The sequence below is a fragment of the Micromonospora sp. DT228 genome (assembly GCF_049841595.1).
Classification (GTDB): Bacteria; Actinomycetota; Actinomycetes; order Mycobacteriales; family Micromonosporaceae; genus Micromonospora.
Window position 1 is genome coordinate 156466 of the sequence record NZ_JBNCKO010000005.1, and the last position, 20883, is coordinate 177348.

Genomic DNA, 20883 nt, shown 5'->3' on the forward strand with positions numbered 1-20883 from the left:
CCGCGCCGCTACGACGAGCCGCGCCGCCCGGAGGAGCCGCGCCGCTACGGGGAGCCGCGTCGGCAGGAGGAGGGCGAGTCGTACCACCGGGCCGAGCCGACGGACCGGCCGGCGCTGCCGGTGGGCGGCGTCCCGGTGCCGGACGAGTGGCGCCCGCCGCGCCCGCGCGGTCAGCAGGCCGAACCCGCGCCCGAACGGACCGGTCGGCGCCGGGTCGACGAGCGCTACGGCTACCCGCCGCAGGACGATGCGCCGCGCGCCGGAGGCGCCCCGCCCGGCGACCGCTGGCGCTGACCGGTCAGCCGGCTCGCGTCACTTGTCGATGTCGCCGACCACGAAGAACATCGAACCGAGGATCGCGATCAGGTCCGGCACCAGGCAGCCGGGCAGCAGGGTGGCCAGCGCCTGCACGTTCGCGTACGAGGCGGTGCGCAGTTTCAATCGCCACGGCGTCTTCTCACCCCGGGACACCAGGTAGTAGCCGTTGATGCCGAGCGGGTTCTCCGTCCAGGCGTAGGTGTGCCCCTCCGGCGCCTTGAGCACCTTCGGCAGACGAGTGTTGATCGGCCCGGTGAGCTGGTCCACCCGGTCCAGACACTGCTCGGCGAGGTCCAGCGACGCGTACACCTGGTCCAGCAGCACCTCGAAGCGGGCATGGCAGTCCCCGGCGGTCTTGGTGACCACCGGCACGTCCAGCTCGTCGTACGCCAGGTAGGGGTCGTCGCGGCGCAGGTCCAGGTCGAGCCCGGAGGCGCGGGCCACCGGCCCGGACGCGCCGAACGCGGCGGCGTCGGCGGCGGAGAGCACACCCACGCCCACGGTACGGGCCAGGAAGATCTCGTTGCGCCGGATCAGGTGGTCCAGGTCGGGCAGCCGTCGGCGGACCTCGCCGATCGCCGCGCGGGCCCGACCGGTCCAGCCGTACGGCACCTCCTCCTTGAGGCCACCGACCCGGTTGAACATGTAGTGGATCCGGCCACCGGAGACCTCCTCCATCACCGCCTGGATGGTCTCCCGTTCCCGGAAGGCGTAGAAGATCGGCGTGATCGCCCCGATCTCCAACGGGTACGAGCCGAGGAACATCAGGTGGTTGAGCACCCGGTTCAACTCGGCGAGGGCCATCCGCAGCCAGGTGGCCCGCTCCGGCACCTCCATGCCCATCAGGCGTTCCACCGCGAGCACCACACCCAGCTCGTTGGAGAACGCCGAGAGCCAGTCGTGCCTGTTGGCCAGCACGATGATCTGCCGGTAGTCGCGCACCTCGAAGAGCTTCTCCGCCCCCCGGTGCATGTAACCGACGATCGGTTCGCAGGCGACCACCCGCTCGCCGTCGAGCACCAGCTTCAACCGCAGCACACCGTGCGTGGAGGGGTGCTGCGGGCCGATGTTCAGCACCATGTCGGTGCCGAGCTGCTGATCGCCGGTGCCGGCGACCAGGCCGGCCCCGGTGCCGACGGTCAGTTCACGGAGGTCCCCGGCGTCGGTGGTCATGCCCGTCATCGTGCCACGGCCGGGCCGAGCGGGATGCCGACCGGTTGGCGCAACCACAGGTGCCCACCGAGCCCGGCCGGGTCGGTCAGCTCGGCGACCGCCGACGCGGCGGCCAGCGCCCGCACGTACCCCGCCGGGTCGGTGCCGGCCATGCTCAGCGGCGGTCGGCCGCCGTCGGCCCCGAGCGCCCGCAGCGCCTCGGCCTGCGAGACCAGGGAGTACGCACACCTGGCGACCGCCGCACCGGCGGAGGCGACGGAGTCCATGGCCACGTGGGCGGTCACGTCACTCGACCCGTCCGGCACCGGAGGCACCTGCCGCCCAGCCCGGTAACCGGTCAACGTCCCGTCGACAGGCCGTGCGTCCCTCAGGTGCCCGTAGTCGACGGCCAGCGCCAGACCGCATTCGATCCTGCCTATCGCGTCGGCCCACGCCTCATCTCTGCTGCGGCCGATCTCGGCTCGAAGGTGGTCACTGTGGGGGGTTTCGGGGCAGCCCGGCCGGCTCCGGGCGGTCAGGCTTGATCCCTGCGCCGGCCGGGCTGCCCCGAAACCCGACTCGCTCTCGCTTGTCGGGTCTGTCCCGGCCACCCCCGGACTCGGGTCACTGTCCGTGCTGGGCGGGCTCGCGGGGTTCAGCCACCACTTCGTCAACCAGTCGAGATCAGCGGGACTGACCAGGTCACCGATCGTCTCTGTGCCGCTCTCGGGGTCGACCAGCAGGTATCGCCAGCCGTCCTCGGTGTGTGCCGCTATGTCCAGGGGGACGTTGTCAAGCCACTCGGTGGCCAGTAGCACTCCGGTGATCTTGGTTGGGATCTCGGCTGTCCAGTTGATCTCTTGGGGCAGGTTTTTCGGGCGGTGGGCGTACTCGACCGCTGTGAAGCGGATTCGTTCCGCGAGCGGGGGTCGGACGGCGACCGACGACGGCTCGTCGGGTGACAGACGGGCGGACGCCGTGGGGGTCGGGGTTTCCGGGGAGCCCGCCCGCGGAGGGATCAAGCCTGACCGCCCGGAGCGGGTGGGCTCCCCGGAAACCCCCACCGTGCCCTCGACGGCGGTAGCGGTTCGGACGAGCCCCAGCAGGGCCCGTAACAGCTCCCCACGCCCCGCCCCCACGTCGACCACGTCAAGTCGCGAGGGGTGCCCGAGGGCGGCGTCCACCTCCGTGACAAGGCGCAGCAGGGCGGTGGCGAAGGCCGGTGAGGCGTGCACGCTGGTGCGGAAGTGGTCGGCCGGCCCGGTGCCGGCGACGAAGAAGCCACCCGGCCCGTAGAGGGCTCGGCTCATGGCGTCCCGCCAGGCGATCGACATCAACCTACTCCGATTCGGCCCACGTCACGATCATCCGCGCCGTCCCGCTCGGCAGCGGAGGGGCGCGCGGTGATCAGTTGCTGAAAAGTAGGCCAGGAAAGCTCCCAACACCTACTTTTCATCATTTGATCAAGGTGGGCTCCCCGGAACCTTTGTTCAGGCCTGGAAGTAGTGCCCTTCGTCCAGGTCCGCGATCAGGCCGGGGTGGACGGGGGACCAGCCCAGCAGTTCGCGTGTGAGCGCGGCTGACGTCGGGTTGTCCATCTGCGCGAACGACCCGAGGAAGCCGAAGAAGTTGTCTGCCTCGTCGGGGCTGATGCTGCGGACCGGGATGTCCAGGTTGCGGCCGATGGCGGTGGCGATCTGCCGGAAGGAGACTCCTTCGTCGGCGGCTGCGTGCAGGCGTGCACCGGCCGGGGCCTTTTCCAGGGCGAGCCGGTAGAGCTCGGCCGCGTCGAGCGTGTGCACGGCCGGCCACCGGTTGGTGCCCTCGCCGACGTATGCGGCGTACCCGTGCTGCCGGGCGGCAGCGATGATGGCGGTGATGAAGCCATAGTGGTCGAGCGTGCTGTGCACGGTGGGCGCGAGCCGGACGATGGAGGAGCGCACACCGCGGGCGGCGAGGTCGACGACGAAGTTCTCCGCGTCGATCCGGTAGCCGCTCGGGAAGGCGTCGCGCTCGGTGCCGGGGCGACCGACGATGCCGCCCATCGCGAGCATGGCTGTCCCGCTGGTGCCGACCAGGGGTTTGCCGGAGCCGTCCAGGCCGTCGGCGAGTGCCCCGAGGGCGGCCAGGTCGGTTTCGGCTGCGCCGGCCATGTCGCCGTTGATCATGAGGTCGTGGCGGAACGCCAGGTGGATCACCCCGTCGGAGGCGGCGGCTTCTTGCCGAAGCACGTCGAGGTCGGACAGGTCGCCGCGGCGTACGTCAGCGCCGAGCTTCTCGATCGCGGCGGCGGACGTGTCGGAGCGGGCCAGGCCGACGACGTCGTGTCCGGCGGAGAGCAGTGCCGGCACGACTGCGGAGCCGAGATGGCCGGAGGCGCCGGTGATGAATACACGCATTGTCGTTCCTTCGTGGGTAGGGATCATGTCACCTTGCGACATAACCGTACCTCGCGATGTCGCAAGGTGACATGGGTCGACGAAAATAATGTCGCAGCGTGACATCGGTTACTATCGCCGCATGGCTCGCTGGCAACCAGATGCGCGCGGCCGCTTGGACGCGGCCGCCTTCGACCTGTTCCGCGAGCGCGGCTTCGAACAGACAACTGTCGCCGACATCGCCGCCCGTGCCGGCCTCGACAAACGCACCTTCTATCGACACTTCGGCGACAAACGCGAGGTGCTCTTCAGCGGCAGCGAGCACCTGGAGGAGGTCCTGGTCAAGGCGGTGGCCGAGACGGGCGCCGCCCCCTTCGAGGCGGTCGTCGCCGCGTTCCGCCGGGCGGCGGCGGAAGTCTTCGCCGACCGCCGTGAGCTGGTCCGGGTGCGCCAGTCGATCATTGAGAGCAGCCCCGAGCTGCAGGAACGTGAGCTGCGGAAAACGGGCTCGATGGTGGTCGCGGTCACCGCTGCCCTACGCGCCAGGGGCGTCGGCGAGACCACGGCCACGTTGGCCACCGAGTCCGGTGTCACGGTCTTCCGGGTCGCGTACGCCCGCTGGGTCGCGCTCGACAGCGACGTCTCGCTCGCCGACCTGATCGCCGAGGTGGCCACCGAACTACGCACGATCACGTCGGCCCCGGCCTGAGCCCGACCGGTCACCACCGAGCCCTTCCTTCGGTGGTGAACGTTTTCACACTCCTGTTTCGGCCCAGTGGCGCGGGCGCATACTTGCGATCGACCGGTACCCCTTCTCGAGGACTGGATCGTCGTCATGAGCGCACCGCTGCGCCCGCGCCCGGCCGCCCAGTTTGGGCCCGCCACACCGCGGGACCGCGCCGTCACCGGCGCCCCACCTTCCCGTCTGCTCACCGTCGGCGTCGTCGGCGCCGGTCGGGTCGGTGCCGTCCTGGGCGCCGCGCTCGCCGCCGCCGGGCACCGGGTGGTGGCCGTGGCGGGCGACTCCGGGGCCAGCCGCGCTCGTCTCGCCCTGCTGCTGCCCGAGGTGCCGCGCAGCCGGGTCACCTCCGTCGCCCGCGCCGCCACCGACCTGCTGCTGATCGCGGTGCCGGACGACGCGCTGGCCGGAGTCGTCGCCGACCTCGCCGAGCGGAAAGCCCTGCACCCGGGCCAGGTGGTCGCCCACACCTCCGGCGCGCACGGCCTGACCGTGCTGTCGCCGGCCGTCGCGGTCGGCGCCCGCCCGCTGGCCCTGCACCCCGCCATGACCTTCACCGGTACGCCGGACGACCTGCCCCGCTTGGCCGGCATCTCGTACGGGGTGACCGCCCCGGCGGAGCTGCGCCCGCTTGCTGTCCGGCTGGTCGCCGACCTGGGTGGCGTGCCCGAGTGGGTGGCCGAGTCGGACCGCCCGCTCTACCACGCCGCGCTGGCCCACGGCGCCAACCACCTGGTGACCCTCGTGAACGAGGCGACCGACCGGCTGCGCGACGCCGGGGTGGCCCGGCCGGAGAAGGTGCTCGCCCCGCTGCTGCGGGCCGCCCTGGAAAACGCGCTGCGGCTCGGCGACGACGCGTTGACCGGCCCGGTCTCCCGAGGCGACGCGGGCACCGTCCAGCGGCACCTGGCCCGGCTGGCCGCCACCGCGCCGGAATCCGTCCCCGCCTACCTCGCGTTGGCCCGGCGTACCGCCGACCGGGCGATCGCCGCCGGCCGGCTACGGCCGGTGGACGCGCAGTCGCTGCTCGGCGTGTTCGCCGACACCGCCCGGGAGGTGGCCGCATGACACAGCTCGTCCACACGCGCGCCGAGCTGGCCGAGGCTCGGGCCGGGCTGAAGGGCACGGTCGGGGTCGTGATGACCATGGGTGCCCTGCACTCCGGGCACGAGACGTTGCTGCGTACGGCCCGGGAGCAGGCCGACCACGTGCTGGTTACGGTCTTCGTGAACCCGTTGCAGTTCGGGCCGAACGAGGACTTCGACCGTTATCCGCGCACCCTCGACGCCGATCTGGAGGTGTGCCGGCGGGCGGGCGCGGATCTCGTCTTCGCCCCGTCGGTGGCCGACATGTATCCGGACGGCCAGCCCCGCGTACGCCTCGACCCGGGCCCGCTCGGCGCGGAGTTGGAGGGCGCGAGCCGTCCCGGCTTCTTCCACGGGGTGCTCACCGTGGTGCTGAAGTTGCTCCAGCTCACCCGGCCGGACCTGACGTTCTTCGGCGAGAAGGACTACCAGCAGCTCACCCTGGTCCGGCGGATGGCCCGGGACCTGGACGTGCCGGTCGAGGTGGTCGGCGTGCCGACCGTCCGGGAGCCGGACGGGTTGGCGCTGTCCAGCCGCAACCGCTATCTGAGCGAGTCGGAGCGGGCCGCGGCGCTGAGCCTGTCCGCCGCGTTGCGGGCCGGCGCGCGGGCCGCCGAGGACGGCCTGGACGCGGGAGCGGTGCTGACCGCCGCCCACGCCGCGTTCGGCGCCGGCGCGCCGGGTGCGCGCCTCGACTACCTGGTGCTCACCGACCCCGAGTTGGAGCCGGGGCCGGTCAGCGGGCCGGCGCGGCTGGTGATCGCCGCCTGGGTGGGCGCCACCCGGCTGATCGACAACGCGGCGATCCACCTCGCCCCCCGCCCCTGACCGGGCCGCACCACCCTCCACCACTTCGTGAAAGGCCACCCCGATGCTGCGGACCATGCTCAAGTCGAAGATCCACCGGGCCACGGTGACCCAGGCCGACCTGCACTACGTCGGTTCGGTGACGGTGGACGAGGATCTGCTCGACGCCGCCGACCTGCTCCCCGGCGAGCAGGTGGCGATCGTGGACATCACCAACGGCGCACGGCTGGAGACGTACGTGATTCCCGGCGTGCGGGGCAGTGGCGTGATCGGCATCAACGGTGCCGCCGCACACCTGGTGCACCCCGGTGACCTGGTCATCCTGATCTCGTACGCCCAGATGGACGACGCCGAGGCACGCTCGTACCGCCCCCGGGTGGTGCACGTGGACACCGACAACCGGGTGCTCGAGCTGGGTGTCGACCCGGCCGCGGTGGCTCCCGGCACGGCCGGCCACCCGGTGCCCAGCCCGTTGGCCGTGGCCGGAGTCTGATCCCGCACGAGGCGATTCCGGTCTGTCACCGGAAGGTCATTTCCGGTTACCCTTGGCGCGCTGGCGAAAGCCGGTCGGTGGCTGGGGGAGGCCGCTTTGCGCAGTGCCAGGACGACCGTGTTCGCCGCTGCCGTGACGGCAGTGCTGCTGGTGGGCTGCGCCGGGTCGGGTGACCTGGACGGTGACCTGACCGACGACTGGGCGGCGCTGCCGCAGGCGTCGGCGTTCACCCCGGCCGCGGGTGTCTGCCAGGCCGCCGACTTCACCGATGTGGTCACCCTCGCCGCCTACGAGCCGGTGGACTGCGCCGGCCCACACCGGCTGGAAACGGTGCATGTGGGGGCGTTCCCGGTCGAGCGGGCGAGTGCGCCGGCGGGTGGCTCGGCGGAGTTGCGGGGCGCGTTCACCGAGTGCGACACCCGGGCGACCGGGTACGTGGGCGACGACTGGCGGGCCGGCCGGCTGCGGTTGTCGGTGGCGTTGCCCTCGGGGCCGGGCTGGGCGGCCGGTTCCCGGTGGTTCCGGTGTGACCTCACCGAGCTGACAACTGTCGAGGCCGCGGCCACAGTCGTGGCCCGGTCGGGCAGCCTGCGGGACGCGTTGAAGGGGGCGGCCGGGCTGCGGCTCGGTTGCCAGCAGACCCGTACCGGGGCCGGTGCCGGGGTGCGGACGCTGATCCCGGTGGAGTGCGCGCAGAAGCACGACGCGGAGTTCGTCGGGGTGTGGCGCGCGCCGGACATGGCGTATCCGACCCGGGACGCCGACTGGGCGCCGCTCTACGACGGCTGTCGCAGCGTCCTCGGCCGCTACGTGGGCGTGCCGGACGACGTCAACCTGCGCTTTCGTAGCGGGTTGGTGGTCCGCCCGCCGGGCGCGGGGCGCTGGCGGGTCGGTGACCGGGGTGTCCGCTGCTACCTGTGGCTCAGCGACCGTACGGTGACCGCCTCGCTGAGGGGCACCGGCCCGGCCGGCCTTCCGGTCCGGACGAAGTGACCACCGGCTGACGGTCGGCGCGGCGCCGGACGGGGTAGCCCAAAACACTCGTCCCGCCCCCGCCGCCCCGGCCGAGGATGGTTCGGGTTGACTGGGGGGATGGACCTTCCAACCGTCGACCTGCCGGCCCTGCCCGCGTTGCTGGCCGCGCCCGCGCCCGGCTGGGTGGAGACCACCGACGTGATCGTGGTGGGTTCCGGGGTGGCCGGGTTGACCGCGGCGCTGCACCTGCGTGAGGCGGGCCTGCACGTCACGGTGGTCACCAAGGTCAACATCGACGACGGCTCGACGCGGTGGGCGCAGGGCGGCATCGCCGCCGTGCTCGACCCGACGGACACTCCGGCGGCGCATGCCCGCGACACCCAGATCGCCGGGGTCGGGCTCTGCGACCCGGCGGCGGTCCAGGTGCTGGTCGAGGAGGGCCCGACCCGGCTGCGGGAGCTGATGCGCATCGGTGCCGAGTTCGATCGCCATCCGGACGGCTCGTTGATGCTGACCCGCGAGGGCGGGCACCGGGCGGACCGGATCGTGCACGCCGGTGGTGACGCCACCGGCGCGGAGGTGCAGCGGGCCCTGCACGCCGCGGTGCAGCGCGACCCGTGGATCCGGCTTGTCGAACACGCCCTGGTCCTGGACCTGCTGCGGGCGCCGGGCGACGGCCCGAACGGGCTCGGCCCGGCCTGCGGAATCACCCTGCACGTGCTCGGCGAGGGCAGTGAGGACGGCGTCGGCGCGCTGCTGGCCCGGGCGGTGGTGCTCGCCACCGGCGGGATGGGGCAGATCTTCGCGGCCACCACCAATCCGGCCGTCTCCACCGGCGACGGGGTGGCGCTGGCGATACGGGCCGGCGCGGCGGTGACCGACGTGGAGTTCGTCCAGTTCCATCCGACCGCCCTGATCACGCCGCCCGGCGCGGGAGTGCCAGGTGCCGGGCACGCGCAGCAGCCGCTGGTCTCCGAGGCGCTGCGCGGTGAGGGCGCGTACCTGGTGGACGCGGACGGTAAGCGGTTCATGGTGGGCCAGCACGAGTTGGCCGAGCTGGCACCCCGGGACGTGGTGGCCAAGGGCATCCACCGGGTGATGCTGGCCACCGGCGCGGACCACGTCTTCCTCGATGCGCGGCACCTGGGCGGGGACTTCCTGGCCGGTCGGTTCCCCACGATCGTGGCGTCCTGCCTGGCGATCGGCGTGGACCCGGCGACCGACCTGATCCCGGTGGCGCCGGCCGCCCACTACGCCTCCGGCGGTGTCCGCACCGACCTGCGCGGCCGCACCACGATCCCCGGCCTGTACGCCTGCGGCGAGGTGGCCTGCACGGGTGTGCACGGCGCGAACCGGCTGGCCAGCAACTCGCTGCTGGAGGGCCTGGTCTTCTCCCGGCGGATCGCCGAGGACATCGCGGCCGGCCTGCCCGAGCAGGTGCACCCGGCGGACACCGGCGCCTGGCGCGGGGGTGCGGGCTGGGTGCTGCCCGCGGCGGCGACGCCGACCCTGCAACGGGCGATGACCCGGGGGGCCGGGGTGCTCCGGTCCGCGGCGACGCTTGCCGGGGCGGCCGGGACGCTGCGGGAGTTGGGCGTTGCCCGGGGCCGGCCCCGGCTCGCCGACTGGGAGGCGACAAACCTGCTCACCGTGGCGTCGACGCTTGTCGCCGCCGCGTACGCGCGTGGTGAGACCCGCGGTTGTCACTGGCGGGAGGACTTCCCGACGGCCGACGAGCGGTGGCTCGGTCACCTGGTCGGGTCGGTCGGGGCGGAGGGCCGGGTGGGCCAACTGTGGGAGGGGAACTCATGACGGGGTCGACAGAGGCGGCGTTGCGGGCGGCCGGGCTGGATCCGGCGCGGGTGCGGCAGGTGATCGAGACCGCGCTGGTCGAGGATCTGGGCCCCGACTTCCTGGACGTGACGAGCGTGGCCACCATTCCGGCGGAGCAGACCGACACCGCCGACCTGGTGGCCCGCGCTGATGGTGTGCTGGCCGGGATGGCGGTGGCCGCCGCCGTGTTCGAGCTGGTGGGCGAGGTGACCGGCTTCGGTCGTACCGTCGAGGTGTCGGTGTTGGCCCGCGACGGCGAGCGGGTGGCCCGCGGTGTGGTGCTGGCGACGGTGACCGGCCCGACCCGGCTGCTGCTGACGGCCGAGCGGACGGCGCTGAACCTGCTCTGCCGGATGTCCGGGGTGGCCACCCACACCCGCGCCTGGGCGGACGCGCTGGCCGGTACGAAGGCGATGGTGTTGGACACCCGTAAGACGACGCCGGGTCTGCGGGCGTTGGAGAAGTACGCCGTGCGGGCCGGTGGGGGCACCAACAAGCGGATGGGCCTCTACGACGTGGCCATGATCAAGGACAACCACAAGCTGGCGGCCGGGGGCATCACGCCGGCGTACCGGCGGGTCCGGGAGGCGTTCCCGGAAGTGCCGGTGCAGGTCGAGGTGACGACCGTCGACGAGGCGGTCGAGGCGGTGGAGGCCGGGGCGGATTTCCTGCTCTGCGACAACATGACGCCCGAGACGTTGGCCGAGGCGGTGGCCGCGGTGGGTGACCGGGCGGAGTTGGAGGCGACCGGGGGGCTGACCCTGGAGGTGGCGGGTCGTTATGCGGCGACCGGCGTCGACTTCCTCTCGGTGGGCGCGTTGACCCACTCGTCGCCGATCCTGGACATCGCGCTGGACCTGCGGACCGAATAGCGGGCTGAGGCCGGCGTCTCAGACGGTGGTGAGCGAGCTGGCGGCCAGGTTGAAGATCACCCGGTTCTCGGTGTCCTGCCGGCCGTCCAGGCCGTACTTGGCGCGGAAGAGCTCCAGCACCCGGTTGTAGATCTCCGGCGGCAGCTCGTCGGCCTCGCCGATGGCGAAGATCTCGCCGGCCGCCTCGGGCCGGTCCAGCACGACGGTGAGCCCGGCCAGGCCGTGCCGGGCCACGTTGCGGACCAGGTCGGTGCCAGCGATGTACCAGTCGCCGTCGGAGCGTACGTAGAGCGCGTCGCAGGTTTCCAGGTCCCGACCGGCCTGGCGCAGGCAGAGCCGCAGCGTGAGGCAGGCCGCCAGGTCCTCCAGCGGAGCGGTGTCCCACAACTCGGCGAACCGGTCGTCGACGAACTCGCCCAACGGGGTCGAGACGAACGCCTCGATCTGCTGCGTGTCGAAGGTGCTGCCCTGCACCGGGAAGAACGAGATGAAGGCCTTGCCGTCCCAGCGGTACATCTGCACGGAGGGGGCTGCGCTGTAGACCCGGACCTGAAGCCGGGCGCGGGCCGACTCGGGCAACTCCTCGCTGAGCCGGGCGAGGTGCCACAGGTTGTTGAGGATGGCGACCGAGGCGTCCCGTCGGCGCAGCTCCTCAGCGCGCAGCCGGACCGCCGGCGAGTCCGGGTCGAGCAGCAGCACCTTGACGACGGCGCCGTTGGCGAGCGCGGAGCGCAGCGCGGCCACGAACCGGGCCGCGTACGGGCCCTCCAGCATGCTGGTCCAGGTCTCCAGGATGGCCACGATCTCGCGGGACTGGGCGACCCGTTCGATCAGGGCGTCCCGGTCCAGGCGGGGGTGCTCGATGATGCTCACCGTCTGGAGTTCGCGGAAGAGCGGATTGAGCACCACGTACGTCAGCAGCGTCATGATCAGCGCGGCGCCGATGTTGAGGTAGAGGTCGCCGGCGAAGCTGCCGGTCTCCCGAACGGACGCCCGCCAGGCCTGCACGACCATCCAGATCGCGCCGCCGGCCAACGCGATCAGCACGAACACGTGTCGTCGACGACGGCGCAGGGTGTTGCGGCCCCGCATCCACCACGTCCCCGACATGTCCGCTCCCCGTCCGGCCCCGCCGTGGATTGATCCATGCTCATGTCGCGATACGACAAGGATACGGTCCGTCGCCCGGTCCGCACCCGCCCGTACGGTCGTTGTCTAGGCTGCGTGCGTGCTGCTCTGCATCGACATCGGAAACACCAACACCGTGCTGGCGACCTTCGACGGCGACAAGCTCGTGCACTCCTGGCGGATCAAGACCGATGCCCGCTCGACGGCGGACGAATTGGGCCTCATGTTCCGGGGCCTGCTCGCCGGGGACAACGTCGAGATCACCGGCGTGGCCGCCTGCTCGACAGTGCCTGCCGCGCTGCGCTCGCTGCGTACCATGCTCGGCCGTTACTACGCGGACCTGCCGAGCGTGATCGTCGAGCCGGGCGTACGGACCGGGGTGCAGTTGGCGATCGACAATCCGAAGGAGGTGGGCGCCGACCGGGTGGTGAACACGCTTGCCGCGTACTCCCTCTACGGCGGGCCGTCGATCGTCGTGGACTTCGGCACCACCACGAACTTCGACGTGATCAGCGGTCGGGGCGAGTTCCTCGGCGGGGCGTTCGCCCCGGGCATCGAGATCTCCTTCGACGCGTTGGCCGCCCGCGCCGCCCAGCTACGCAAGGTCGAGGCCACCAAGCCCCGTTCGGTGATCGGCAAGAACACCGTGGAGTGCCTCCAGGCCGGCCTCTACTTCGGGTTCGCCGGGCAGGTGGACCGCATCGTCGAGCGGATGACCGAGGAGTTGGGCGAGGTGAAGGCGGTGATCGCCACCGGTGGCCTGGCCTCCCTGGTGATCAACGAGTGCCGCACCATCACCCACCACGAGCCGATGATCACGCTGATCGGCCTCCGGATGGTCTACGACCGCAACCTGTGACCCGTCAGTGCCGCCGGGCGCGCAGCACCAACGTCCGGTACGGCAGCTCGACGGTCTCCCGCCCGGCCAGGTCGGGATGGGTGTCGAGGAGTGCGCCCAGCTCCCGCTCCACCCGTTGCTGGTCCTCGCCGGAGGCGGTGAGCCAGTACGAGCGGGTACGGACCATGCCGAGCACCTCGTCCGGGGTGAGGGTCGTCCGGTGCACGAACTCGCGTGCCTCGACCTCGCCGAACGCGGGGCCGAGGTCGGTGCTCTTCTCGACCAGGTCGGCGGACTTGTCGTCGAGGTGGGCGATCCGGCCCAGCTCCGCCACCCAGCCGACACTGTCGTCCCGAATGTTCCAGATGGGGGCGAAGATGCCGCCGGGGCGGAGCACCCGGGCGATCTCGGCGTGCGCCGGCTCCCGATCGAACCAGTGGTACGCGGTGCCGACCAGCACCGCGTCCGCCGTCGCGTCGGGCAGCGGCACCTCCTCGGCGCTGCCCGCCAGCGCCGTCGTGCCCGGGGTGCTCTCGGCGAGCTGCGCCCGCATCCCCGGATCGGGCTCGACGGGTACGACCTCGTGACCCAGCGCCTGCACGTCACGGGTCAGGATGCCGGTGCCCGCCCCGAGATCGACGATCCGGGCGCTGCGCAACCCGTCGAGTGCCCACCGGAGGGCGGATTCCGGATAGTGCGGACGGAACCGGTCGTAACTGCTCGCCGCGGCCCCGAAGGAGAGGGCGTGAGTGTGATCGACCATGACGGGCAGGTTATCCGGTAACAGCCCCCGGACGGCTTGAGTACGCTCGGCCCTGACCCCCTGAATCTTCGTGACGAGGAAGCGTGCCGTGAGCGAGCAGAACGCCGTGCCAGTGGACCCCGCCGACGACCTTCCCGAGCAGATGAAGGTCCGCCGGGAGAAGCGGGACCGGATGCTCGCCGAGGGCGTCGAGCCATACCCGGTCGGTTTTTCCCGGACGACCACCCTGGCGCAGGTCCGGGCCCGCTACGCCGACCTGCCGACCGACACCGCGACCGGCGACCAGGTCGCGGTCACCGGCCGGGTGATCTTCGTACGCAACACCGGCAAGCTGTGCTTCGCGACCCTGCGTGACGGCGACGGCACCGAGTTGCAGGCGATGCTCTCCCTGGACCGGGTCGGTCCGGAGCGGCTGGAGGCGTGGAAGCGCCTGGTCGACCTCGGTGACCATGTCGGCGTCACCGGTGAGGTGATCACCAGCCGTCGGGGTGAGCTGTCGGTGCTGGCGCAGCAGTGGGAGATGACCGCCAAGGCGCTGCGACCGTTGCCGGTGGCGCACAAGCCGCTCTCCGAGGAGGCCCGCGTCCGGCAGCGTTACGTCGACCTGATCGTCCGGCCACAGGCACGGGAGATGGTCCGTACCCGAGCCGCCGCCGTGCGTAGTCTGCGCGATTCACTGCACGGGCAGGGCTTCATCGAGGTGGAAACGCCGATGCTGCAACTGCTGCATGGTGGTGCGACGGCCCGACCGTTCGTGACCCACAGCAATGCGTTGAACACCGATCTGTATCTGCGAATCGCTCCGGAACTGTTTCTCAAGCGCGCTGTGGTTGGCGGCGTCGACCGAGTCTTCGAGATCAACCGCAACTTCCGTAATGAGGGTGTCGACTCTTCGCACTCGCCGGAGTTCGCGATGCTGGAGACGTACCAGGCGTACGGCGACTACGACACGATCGCCGACCTGACCCGTAATCTCGTGCAACAGGCGGCGATCGCGGTCAGCGGTTCGACGGTGGTGACCCACGCCGACGGACGAGAGTTCGACCTGGGTGGCGAGTGGCGGTCGGTGACGCTCTTCGGCGTGCTTTCCGAAGCGCTCGGCGAGGAGGTCACGGTCCGTACCGACCGAACCCGCCTGGTGGAGTACGCGGACAAGGTGGGATTGGCCGTCGACCCGAAGTGGGGGCCGGGCAAGCTGGCCGAGGAACTGTTCGAGGAGTTGGTGGTCCCCAGCCTGGTGGCGCCCACCTTCGTGCAGGACTACCCGGAGGAGACCAGCCCGCTCACCCGGGCCCACCGCAGTGAGCCGGGGCTGGCCGAGAAGTGGGACCTCTACGTGCTCGGTTTCGAGCTGGGCACCGGCTACTCCGAGCTGGTCGACCCGGTCGTGCAGCGGGAGCGGCTGGTGGCCCAGGCGCGGCTCGCGGCCCGTGGCGACGACGAGGCGATGCGCCTCGACGAGGACTTTCTCCGGGCGATGGAGTACGGAATGCCGCCGGCCGGCGGCATGGGAATGGGAATCGACCGGATGTTGATGGCCCTGACCGGCCTCGGAATTCGGGAAACGATCCTCTTCCCGTTGGTCCGCCCGGAGTAGGGGTTCGCCCGGCTCACCCCACGCCGTAACGGCATCCTATTGACGCGGCAAGCACTGCGGGGGTTATTGTGCTCTCGTTAGCAGGAGTGCCCTGCTCGAAAGGAATGTGGGACGTGGCCAAGCAGATCATTCACAAGCTGGTCGATGACCTGGACGGCGGGGACGCGGACGAGACCGTCAAGTTCGCCCTCGACGGCGTTCAGTACGAGATCGACCTGTCGAGTGCCAACGCCGCTAAATTGCGCGACGCTTTTGCCTCGTACGTGGGTGCCGGCACGAAGGTCGGCCGGGGCGGCGTCGTGATCGGTGGGCGGGCTGCCCGTGGTCGGGGTGGCGCGACCGCCGATCGGGAACAGAACAAGGCGATCCGGGAGTGGGCCAAGAAGGCCGGTAAGGACATCTCGGACCGGGGTCGTATCCCGCAGGAGATCGTTGACGAGTACCACGCGAAGCGCTGATCCATCAGCTTTGGTGGCCAGTCGCCACCGCAGGCGACACCGACGCCGGGCCGGAGTAGTTCTCCGGGCCGGCGTCGCCGTGTCCGGGGTGCCGGCCGAGGGCGTGGGGCGGGGAAGCATTTCGTGCCCACCGACGTTGTCCACAACCAGTGGAGCAACTATCCACAGCCTGTGGACAACCCCGTCGCGACCCCCCGGCACCCCCTCCGAGGGCTTCCGGAGCGCTTCCGAGGCCCGGATCGGGCTCCGGTCGTGCCAGTCGGATTTCGCTCTGCGCGTAGCGACAGGACTACCGGAACACCTCCTGAGCGCGGACGGTTGTCCAAAACGACGTGGAACCGACCCAGACCAGAGACACACGACCTCAGCTGAGTCGGTCAACGACGATAGAGTAAGGAGGCACGGACGCCCGTCCCGGACGTTCGTGCACCGGCCCCGCCAAGATCTTGACCATCAAGGCGCACGGCACGTGAGGAGCACGAGGGCATGTTCGAGCGGTTCACCGACCGAGCGCGACGGGTTGTCGTCCTGGCCCAAGAAGAGGCCCGGATGCTCAACCACAACTACATCGGTACGGAACACATCCTGCTGGGCCTGATCCACGAAGGTGAAGGCGTCGCGGCGAAGGCCCTGGAGAGCCTCGGCATCTCCCTGGAGGGCGTCCGCCAGCAGGTCGAGGAGATCATCGGCCAGGGTCAGCAGGCGCCGAGCGGGCACATCCCGTTCACGCCGCGGGCCAAGAAGGTGCTGGAGCTGTCGCTGCGCGAGGCGCTGCAGCTCGGCCACAACTACATCGGCACCGAGCACATCCTGCTCGGGCTGATCCGTGAGGGCGAGGGCGTTGCCGCCCAGGTGCTGGTCAAGCTCGGCGCCGACCTCAACCGGGTCCGCCAGCAGGTGATCCAGCTGCTCTCCGGCTACCAGGGCAAGGAGCCCGCCGCTGCGGGCGCCGCGCCGGGTGAGGCCGCGCCGTCGACAAGCCTGGTGCTGGACCAGTTCGGTCGCAACCTGACGCAGGCCGCCCGCGAGGGCAAGCTCGACCCGGTCATCGGGCGCGAGAAGGAAATCGAGCGGGTCATGCAGGTGCTCTCCCGCCGTACCAAGAACAACCCGGTCCTGATCGGTGAGCCAGGCGTCGGCAAGACCGCCGTGGTGGAGGGGCTTTCCCAGAAGATCATCAAGGGCGAGGTGCCCGAGACTCTCAAGGACAAGCAGCTCTACACGCTCGACCTCGGTGCGCTGGTCGCCGGTTCCCGCTACCGCGGTGACTTCGAGGAGCGCCTCAAGAAGGTGCTCAAGGAGATCCGCACCCGCGGCGACATCATCCTGTTCATCGACGAGATCCACACCCTGGTGGGTGCGGGTGCCGCCGAGGGCGCGATCGACGCCGCGAGCATCCTGAAGCCGATGCTGGCCCGTGGTGAGCTGCAGACCATCGGTGCCACCACCCTGGATGAATACCGCAAGCACCTGGAGAAGGACGCCGCTCTCGAGCGCCGGTTCCAGCCGATCCAGGTGGGTGAGCCGTCGCTGGCGCACACCATCGAGATCCTCAAGGGCCTGCGCGACCGGTACGAGGCGCACCACCGGGTCTCGATCACCGATGCCGCCCTGGTGGCGGCCGCGACGCTCGCCGACCGGTACATCTCCGACCGCTTCCTGCCGGACAAGGCGATCGACCTGATCGACGAGGCCGGCGCCCGGATGCGGATCCGTCGGATGACCGCGCCGCCAGACCTGCGTGACTTCGACGAGCGCATCGCCCAGGTGCGTCGCGACAAGGAGTCCGCGATCGACGCTCAGGACTTCGAGCGTGCCGCGCAGCTGCGTGACAAGGAGAAGCAACTCCTCGGTCAGAAGGCGCAGCGGGAGAAGGAGTGGAAGGCCGGTGACCTGGACGTCGTCAGCGAGGTTGACGACGAGCAGATCGCCGAGGTGCTCGGCAACTGGACCGGCATCCCGGTCTACAAGCTGACCGAGGAGGAGACCTCCCGCCTGCTGCGCATGGAGGACGAGCTGCACAAGCGCGTCATCGGCCAGGAGGACGCGGTCAAGGCGGTCTCGAAGGCGATCCGGCGTACCCGGGCCGGCCTGAAGGACCCGAAGCGCCCGTCGGGCTCGTTCATCTTCGCCGGCCCGTCCGGTGTCGGTAAGACCGAGCTGTCCAAGGCGCTCGCCGAGTTCCTCTTCGGCAGCGAGGATGCCCTCATCCAGCTGGACATGTCCGAGTTCCACGACCGTTACACGGTCTCCCGGCTCGTGGGTGCCCCTCCCGGCTACGTCGGTTACGACGAGGGCGGGCAGCTGACCGAGAAGGTGCGGCGTCGGCCGTTCTCGGTGGTCCTCTTCGACGAGATCGAGAAGGCCCACCCGGACGTCTTCAACACGCTGCTCCAGATCCTGGAGGACGGTCGGCTCACCGACGGTCAGGGTCGGATCGTGGACTTCAAGAACACGGTCATCATCCTGACCACCAACCTGGGCACCCGTGACGTCGCCAAGGCGGTGTCGCTGGGCTTCCAGCAGTCGGAGGACTCCGAGTCCAACTACGACCGGATGAAGCAGAAGGTCAACGACGAGCTCAAGCAGCACTTCCGGCCTGAGTTCCTCAACCGGATCGACGACACCATCGTCTTCCACCAGCTGCGTCAGAGCGAGATCCTCTCGATCGTGGACATCATGATCCAGCGGATCGAGGGCCAGCTGCGCAACAAGGACATGGGTCTGGAGCTGACCGACAACGCCAAGAAGTACCTGGCGGCGAAGGGCTTCGACCCGGTGCTCGGTGCCCGTCCGCTTCGTCGCACGATCCAGCGCGACATCGAGGACAACCTCTCCGAGCGCATCCTGTTCAACGAGCTGACCCCGGGTCAGATCGTCGTGGTGGACTGCGAGGGCGACCCGAACGACATCGACAAGTCCAAGCTCGTCTTCCGGGGCGCGGAGAAGCCTGTCGAAGTTCCGGACGCCGTGCCGGCCGACCTCGGTGGCACCGCCGCTGGCACCGCTGCAGCGGCCACGGACGAGGTGGCATAACCAGCAGCAAGGGCGGGGCCCCGGTGGCGTGAGCCACCGGGGCCCCGCCTTCTTTGCGCCACCCCACAGGACCCACATGCCCGTGCCTGCCCGCGCTGCGTGCCTGCCGGCGTTGCGTGCCTGCCGGCGTTGCGTGCCTGCCGGCGTTGCGTGCCTGTCGGCGCTGCGTGCCTGCCGGCGCTGCGTGCCTGCCGGCGCTGCGTGCCTGTGGGCGCTGCGTGCGGCGCCAGCGGGCGGGGGCGGGGCACGGTGCGGTGCGGCGGCGCGCGGTGCGGCGGGGGCGCGGCGGCGCGGCCGGCCGGGGGTGGTTCAGGTGGTCAGGTCGGCGGTGGGGTGGGAGGGGCCGTCGCCGGCGAGGCGGAAGGAATCGGTGCCGGCTGGTTCGACCAGCCCGTCCTGCACCAGGCCGGCCAGGGCTCGGGCGCGCTGCACGTCATCGGTCCAGACCTGGTCCAGCCGTTGGTGCGGCACCGGACCGGTGGTCTCCCGAAGCACTTTGAGTAGCAGGCCGCGTACCTGCCGGTCGGTGCCCGCGTACCGCTGGGGTCGGCGGGTTGGCCCCGTTGGGGCCTCCTGGCCGGAGGCCCGCCACGCGCAGGTCGACTCGACCGGGCAGGCCGTGCAGCGCGGTGAGCGGGCGGTGCAGATGACCGCGCCCAGCTCCATGAACGCGGCGCTGGCCAGCGCCGCCGCGGCCGGTTCCGCCGGGAGTAGCTCTTCGGTGGCGACCAGGTCGGCCGGTCGGGTGACCGGCCCGGCGTCCGGCTCGCCGGCTACCGCCCGGCAGACCACCCGCCGTACGTTGGTGTCGACCACCGGGTGCCGGTGCCCGTACGCGAACGCTGCCACCGCCCGTGCCGTGTACGTGCCGACTCCCGGCAGGGCCAGTAGTTGTTCCAGGCGGTCCGGCACCCGGCCGCCGTGTCGGTCGACGATCGCTACCGCGCATTCTCGCAGCCGGACGGCCCGACGGGGGTAGCCGAGGCGTCCCCACATCCGGATCGCCTCGGCGGGGGTGTCCGCCGCCAACGCTGCCGGATCCGGCCAGCGGGTCAGCCACGCCTGCCAGGCCGGCACCACCCGGACCACAGGTGTCTGTTGAAGCATGACCTCGCTGACCAGGATGGCCCACGGGCTGGTGTCCGGCGCCCGCCAGGGGAGGTCACGGGCGTGTTGCTGGAACCACCTGCTGACCACTGTGGCGAAATCGGGTTGAGTCATGGCATCCCGATGATGTCACGCGCCGTGGTCCCGCTGGGTGGGCGGCTCGGGCGGGGTGTCACGGTGGCGCTGCCCGGATCGGAGAGAATGCGCGGATGAACGAGCTCGCGATCACCGTCATCGGTCCGGACCGGCCGGGCATCGTGGCCGACGTCGCCGAGGTGTTGGCTCGACTGGGCGCGAACCTCACCGACAGCACGATGACGCGGCTGCGGGGGCATTTCGCGATGACCCTGATCTGTACCGGGCCGGCCGCCGCCGAGGTTGAGGCCGCGCTGGCGCCGCTGGCCGCCGAGGGTCAACTGCTGGCGACGGTACGCGCGGTCACGCCCGACGGCGAGGTGCCCGTGGCGGGTGAACCGTACGTGCTGGCGGTGCACGGTTCGGACCGGATGGGCATCGTCGCGGCGATGACCCGGGTGCTCGTCGATGCCGGCGGAAATGTCACGGACCTGAGCACCCGCTTGGCGGGTTCGCTCTACGTGGTGGTGGCCGAGGTCGAGTTGCCGGCCGGCGTGGCCGACGCGCTTGTGGACCGGCTGCACCGGACGGCTGCCGAGCTGGGCGTGGAGGTCACGCTCCGGCCTGCGGACCCGGACCTGTTGTGAGCGGCGCGGAGAGCGTGCCGGCCGCCGAGACGTACGCGGGTCTGGGCGGCTGGACACCGGAGGCGCTCGTCGTGTCGGGTGCGGTGCGGGCGGTGTTGTCCGCCCCGCACCCGGTGTTGAGTCGGGCCGCCGATGAGGTCGATCCGACGGCGGACGAGACAGTCCAGCTCGCAGCCGATCTGGTCGCGACGATGCGGGTTTCGCCGGGCTGTGTCGGGTTGGCCGCGCCGCAGGTCGGGGTGGGTGCTCGGGTCTTCGCCGTCGACGTGACCGGGCACCCGAAGGCGGTGACGGTGCACGGGACCTTCGTGCTGTGCAACGCCCGCGTGGTGGAGGCGACCCGGTGGAAACCGGGCCGGGAGGGCTGTATGTCGGTGCCGGACCTGACCGGTGATGTGAAGCGGGCCAGCCGGCTGGTGGTGGAGGGTGACCTGCCGGGCACCGGCGGGCCGGTCCGGTTGGTGACCGACGGCTTCGAGGCGCGGGCCTTGCAGCACGAGATCGACCACTGCGCGGGGCTGCTTTTTCTGGATCGGGTGGCCGGTGCGCACGCCGTCTACCAGCGCAAGGTCTACCTCTGAG

At 71.0% G+C, this 20883-nt stretch carries 19 protein-coding genes and 1 pseudogene; 14 read left to right on the forward strand and 6 right to left on the reverse strand.

The genetic code is table 11. From position 1 onward, the window contains the following. Positions 1 to 294 (forward strand): annotated as a pseudogene (locus ACLQ29_RS12505) (hypothetical protein); the annotation flags it as partial. Positions 295 to 312: 18 nt separating this feature from the next. On the opposite strand, the gene ACLQ29_RS12510 reads toward ACLQ29_RS12505, so the two are convergent. The 3 genes from ACLQ29_RS12510 to ACLQ29_RS12520 all read right to left on the reverse strand — a co-directional run bounded on the left by ACLQ29_RS12510 (position 313) and on the right by ACLQ29_RS12520 (position 3869). Then, complete coding sequence (locus ACLQ29_RS12510; protein WP_354882539.1) at positions 313 to 1500, reverse strand: NADH-quinone oxidoreductase subunit D; 1188 nt, start codon at positions 1498 to 1500, stop codon at positions 313 to 315. After that, positions 1497 to 2804 carry an SAM-dependent methyltransferase gene (locus ACLQ29_RS12515; protein WP_425771765.1) on the reverse strand — a complete coding sequence of 436 codons (1308 nt, stop codon included), beginning with the start codon at positions 2802 to 2804 and terminating at the stop codon, positions 1497 to 1499. The genes ACLQ29_RS12510 and ACLQ29_RS12515 overlap by 4 nt, the downstream gene beginning before the upstream one ends. A gap of 156 nt (positions 2805 to 2960) precedes the next feature. Next, complete coding sequence (locus tag ACLQ29_RS12520; protein ID WP_425771766.1) at positions 2961 to 3869, reverse strand: SDR family oxidoreductase; 909 nt, start codon at positions 3867 to 3869, stop codon at positions 2961 to 2963. A 121-nt stretch (positions 3870 to 3990) separates the two neighbouring features. Between ACLQ29_RS12520 and ACLQ29_RS12525 the strand changes: the two genes are divergently transcribed. The 7 genes from ACLQ29_RS12525 to nadC all read left to right on the forward strand — a co-directional run bounded on the left by ACLQ29_RS12525 (position 3991) and on the right by nadC (position 10652). Continuing rightward, positions 3991 to 4557: a TetR/AcrR family transcriptional regulator gene (locus ACLQ29_RS12525; protein ID WP_425771767.1), complete on the forward strand. Its 567-nt coding sequence runs from the start codon at positions 3991 to 3993 to the stop codon at positions 4555 to 4557. A gap of 126 nt (positions 4558 to 4683) precedes the next feature. Continuing rightward, a complete protein-coding gene (locus ACLQ29_RS12530; RefSeq protein WP_425771768.1) occupies positions 4684 to 5655 on the forward strand; it encodes a Rossmann-like and DUF2520 domain-containing protein in 972 nt (323 codons plus the stop codon). Continuing rightward, the gene (gene panC, locus ACLQ29_RS12535; RefSeq protein ID WP_425771769.1) at positions 5652 to 6500 is read left to right on the forward strand and encodes a pantoate--beta-alanine ligase; all 849 of its coding nucleotides are present in this window, start codon (positions 5652 to 5654) and stop codon (positions 6498 to 6500) included. The genes ACLQ29_RS12530 and panC overlap by 4 nt, the downstream gene beginning before the upstream one ends. A gap of 43 nt (positions 6501 to 6543) precedes the next feature. Beyond that, positions 6544 to 6972, forward strand: coding sequence for an aspartate 1-decarboxylase (panD, locus tag ACLQ29_RS12540; protein ID WP_425771770.1), 429 nt, complete (start codon positions 6544 to 6546; stop codon positions 6970 to 6972). Between the two features lie 96 nt (positions 6973 to 7068). Further along, positions 7069 to 7965 carry a septum formation family protein gene (locus ACLQ29_RS12545; RefSeq protein WP_425771771.1) on the forward strand — a complete coding sequence of 299 codons (897 nt, stop codon included), beginning with the start codon at positions 7069 to 7071 and terminating at the stop codon, positions 7963 to 7965. A 99-nt stretch (positions 7966 to 8064) separates the two neighbouring features. Continuing rightward, positions 8065 to 9759, forward strand: a complete 1695-nt coding sequence (locus ACLQ29_RS12550; protein ID WP_425771772.1) for an L-aspartate oxidase — start codon at positions 8065 to 8067, stop codon at positions 9757 to 9759. Beyond that, positions 9756 to 10652, forward strand: coding sequence for a carboxylating nicotinate-nucleotide diphosphorylase (gene nadC, locus ACLQ29_RS12555; RefSeq protein ID WP_425771773.1), 897 nt, complete (start codon positions 9756 to 9758; stop codon positions 10650 to 10652). Before ACLQ29_RS12550 ends, nadC begins: the two co-directional genes overlap by 4 nt. Before the next feature lie 18 nt (positions 10653 to 10670). Here the strand turns inward: nadC and ACLQ29_RS12560 are convergent, their stop codons facing one another. Continuing rightward, positions 10671 to 11762: a hypothetical protein gene (locus ACLQ29_RS12560; RefSeq protein WP_425771774.1), complete on the reverse strand. Its 1092-nt coding sequence runs from the start codon at positions 11760 to 11762 to the stop codon at positions 10671 to 10673. Positions 11763 to 11880: 118 nt separating this feature from the next. Here ACLQ29_RS12560 and ACLQ29_RS12565 point away from each other — a divergent pair, with 118 nt between their 5' ends. Continuing rightward, positions 11881 to 12639: a type III pantothenate kinase gene (locus tag ACLQ29_RS12565; protein ID WP_357404064.1), complete on the forward strand. Its 759-nt coding sequence runs from the start codon at positions 11881 to 11883 to the stop codon at positions 12637 to 12639. Between the two features lie 4 nt (positions 12640 to 12643). Here the strand turns inward: ACLQ29_RS12565 and ACLQ29_RS12570 are convergent, their stop codons facing one another. Continuing rightward, positions 12644 to 13381 carry a class I SAM-dependent methyltransferase gene (locus ACLQ29_RS12570; protein WP_425771775.1) on the reverse strand — a complete coding sequence of 246 codons (738 nt, stop codon included), beginning with the start codon at positions 13379 to 13381 and terminating at the stop codon, positions 12644 to 12646. An 88-nt stretch (positions 13382 to 13469) separates the two neighbouring features. On the opposite strand from ACLQ29_RS12570, the gene lysS reads away from it, so the two are divergent. The 3 genes from lysS to ACLQ29_RS12585 all read left to right on the forward strand — a co-directional run bounded on the left by lysS (position 13470) and on the right by ACLQ29_RS12585 (position 18472). Then, positions 13470 to 14978, forward strand: coding sequence for a lysine--tRNA ligase (gene lysS / locus ACLQ29_RS12575; RefSeq protein ID WP_425771776.1), 1509 nt, complete (start codon positions 13470 to 13472; stop codon positions 14976 to 14978). A gap of 113 nt (positions 14979 to 15091) precedes the next feature. Beyond that, the gene (locus ACLQ29_RS12580) at positions 15092 to 15436 is read left to right on the forward strand and encodes a histone-like nucleoid-structuring protein Lsr2 (RefSeq protein ID WP_110563841.1); all 345 of its coding nucleotides are present in this window, start codon (positions 15092 to 15094) and stop codon (positions 15434 to 15436) included. Between the two features lie 486 nt (positions 15437 to 15922). Continuing rightward, the gene (locus ACLQ29_RS12585; protein ID WP_393369486.1) at positions 15923 to 18472 is read left to right on the forward strand and encodes an ATP-dependent Clp protease ATP-binding subunit; all 2550 of its coding nucleotides are present in this window, start codon (positions 15923 to 15925) and stop codon (positions 18470 to 18472) included. A 309-nt stretch (positions 18473 to 18781) separates the two neighbouring features. Here the strand turns inward: ACLQ29_RS12585 and ACLQ29_RS12590 are convergent, their stop codons facing one another. Continuing rightward, positions 18782 to 19693 (reverse strand): A/G-specific adenine glycosylase, encoded by a 912-nt coding sequence (locus ACLQ29_RS12590; RefSeq protein ID WP_425771777.1) that lies wholly within the window; start codon positions 19691 to 19693, stop codon positions 18782 to 18784. Between the two features lie 95 nt (positions 19694 to 19788). Between ACLQ29_RS12590 and ACLQ29_RS12595 the strand changes: the two genes are divergently transcribed. Together ACLQ29_RS12595 and ACLQ29_RS12600 are read left to right on the forward strand one after the other, a co-directional pair. Beyond that, a complete protein-coding gene (locus tag ACLQ29_RS12595; protein ID WP_425771778.1) occupies positions 19789 to 20301 on the forward strand; it encodes a glycine cleavage system protein R in 513 nt (170 codons plus the stop codon). Continuing rightward, complete coding sequence (locus ACLQ29_RS12600; RefSeq protein WP_425771779.1) at positions 20298 to 20882, forward strand: peptide deformylase; 585 nt, start codon at positions 20298 to 20300, stop codon at positions 20880 to 20882. Before ACLQ29_RS12595 ends, ACLQ29_RS12600 begins: the two co-directional genes overlap by 4 nt. Position 20883 lies beyond the last annotated feature (1 nt).

Excerpts from the sequence above, each read along its gene's own strand:
- ACLQ29_RS12520 (WP_425771766.1), bottom strand. The coding sequence starts at position 3,869 with ATGCGTGTATTCATCACCGGCGCCTCCGGCCATCTCGGCTCCGCAGTC.
- ACLQ29_RS12525 (WP_425771767.1), top strand. The coding sequence starts at position 3,991 with ATGGCTCGCTGGCAACCAGATGCGCGCGGCCGCTTGGACGCGGCCGCC.
- ACLQ29_RS12585 (WP_393369486.1), top strand. The coding sequence starts at position 15,923 with ATGTTCGAGCGGTTCACCGACCGAGCGCGACGGGTTGTCGTCCTGGCC.
- ACLQ29_RS12550 (WP_425771772.1), top strand. The coding sequence starts at position 8,065 with ATGGACCTTCCAACCGTCGACCTGCCGGCCCTGCCCGCGTTGCTGGCC.
- ACLQ29_RS12510 (WP_354882539.1), bottom strand. The coding sequence starts at position 1,500 with ATGACGGGCATGACCACCGACGCCGGGGACCTCCGTGAACTGACCGTC.
- panC (WP_425771769.1), top strand. The coding sequence starts at position 5,652 with ATGACACAGCTCGTCCACACGCGCGCCGAGCTGGCCGAGGCTCGGGCC.
- ACLQ29_RS12570 (WP_425771775.1), bottom strand. The coding sequence starts at position 13,381 with ATGGTCGATCACACTCACGCCCTCTCCTTCGGGGCCGCGGCGAGCAGT.
- ACLQ29_RS12515 (WP_425771765.1), bottom strand. The coding sequence starts at position 2,804 with ATGTCGATCGCCTGGCGGGACGCCATGAGCCGAGCCCTCTACGGGCCG.
- panD (WP_425771770.1), top strand. The coding sequence starts at position 6,544 with ATGCTGCGGACCATGCTCAAGTCGAAGATCCACCGGGCCACGGTGACC.
- nadC (WP_425771773.1), top strand. The coding sequence starts at position 9,756 with ATGACGGGGTCGACAGAGGCGGCGTTGCGGGCGGCCGGGCTGGATCCG.
- ACLQ29_RS12560 (WP_425771774.1), bottom strand. The coding sequence starts at position 11,762 with ATGTCGGGGACGTGGTGGATGCGGGGCCGCAACACCCTGCGCCGTCGT.
- ACLQ29_RS12590 (WP_425771777.1), bottom strand. The coding sequence starts at position 19,693 with ATGACTCAACCCGATTTCGCCACAGTGGTCAGCAGGTGGTTCCAGCAA.
- ACLQ29_RS12530 (WP_425771768.1), top strand. The coding sequence starts at position 4,684 with ATGAGCGCACCGCTGCGCCCGCGCCCGGCCGCCCAGTTTGGGCCCGCC.
- ACLQ29_RS12595 (WP_425771778.1), top strand. The coding sequence starts at position 19,789 with ATGAACGAGCTCGCGATCACCGTCATCGGTCCGGACCGGCCGGGCATC.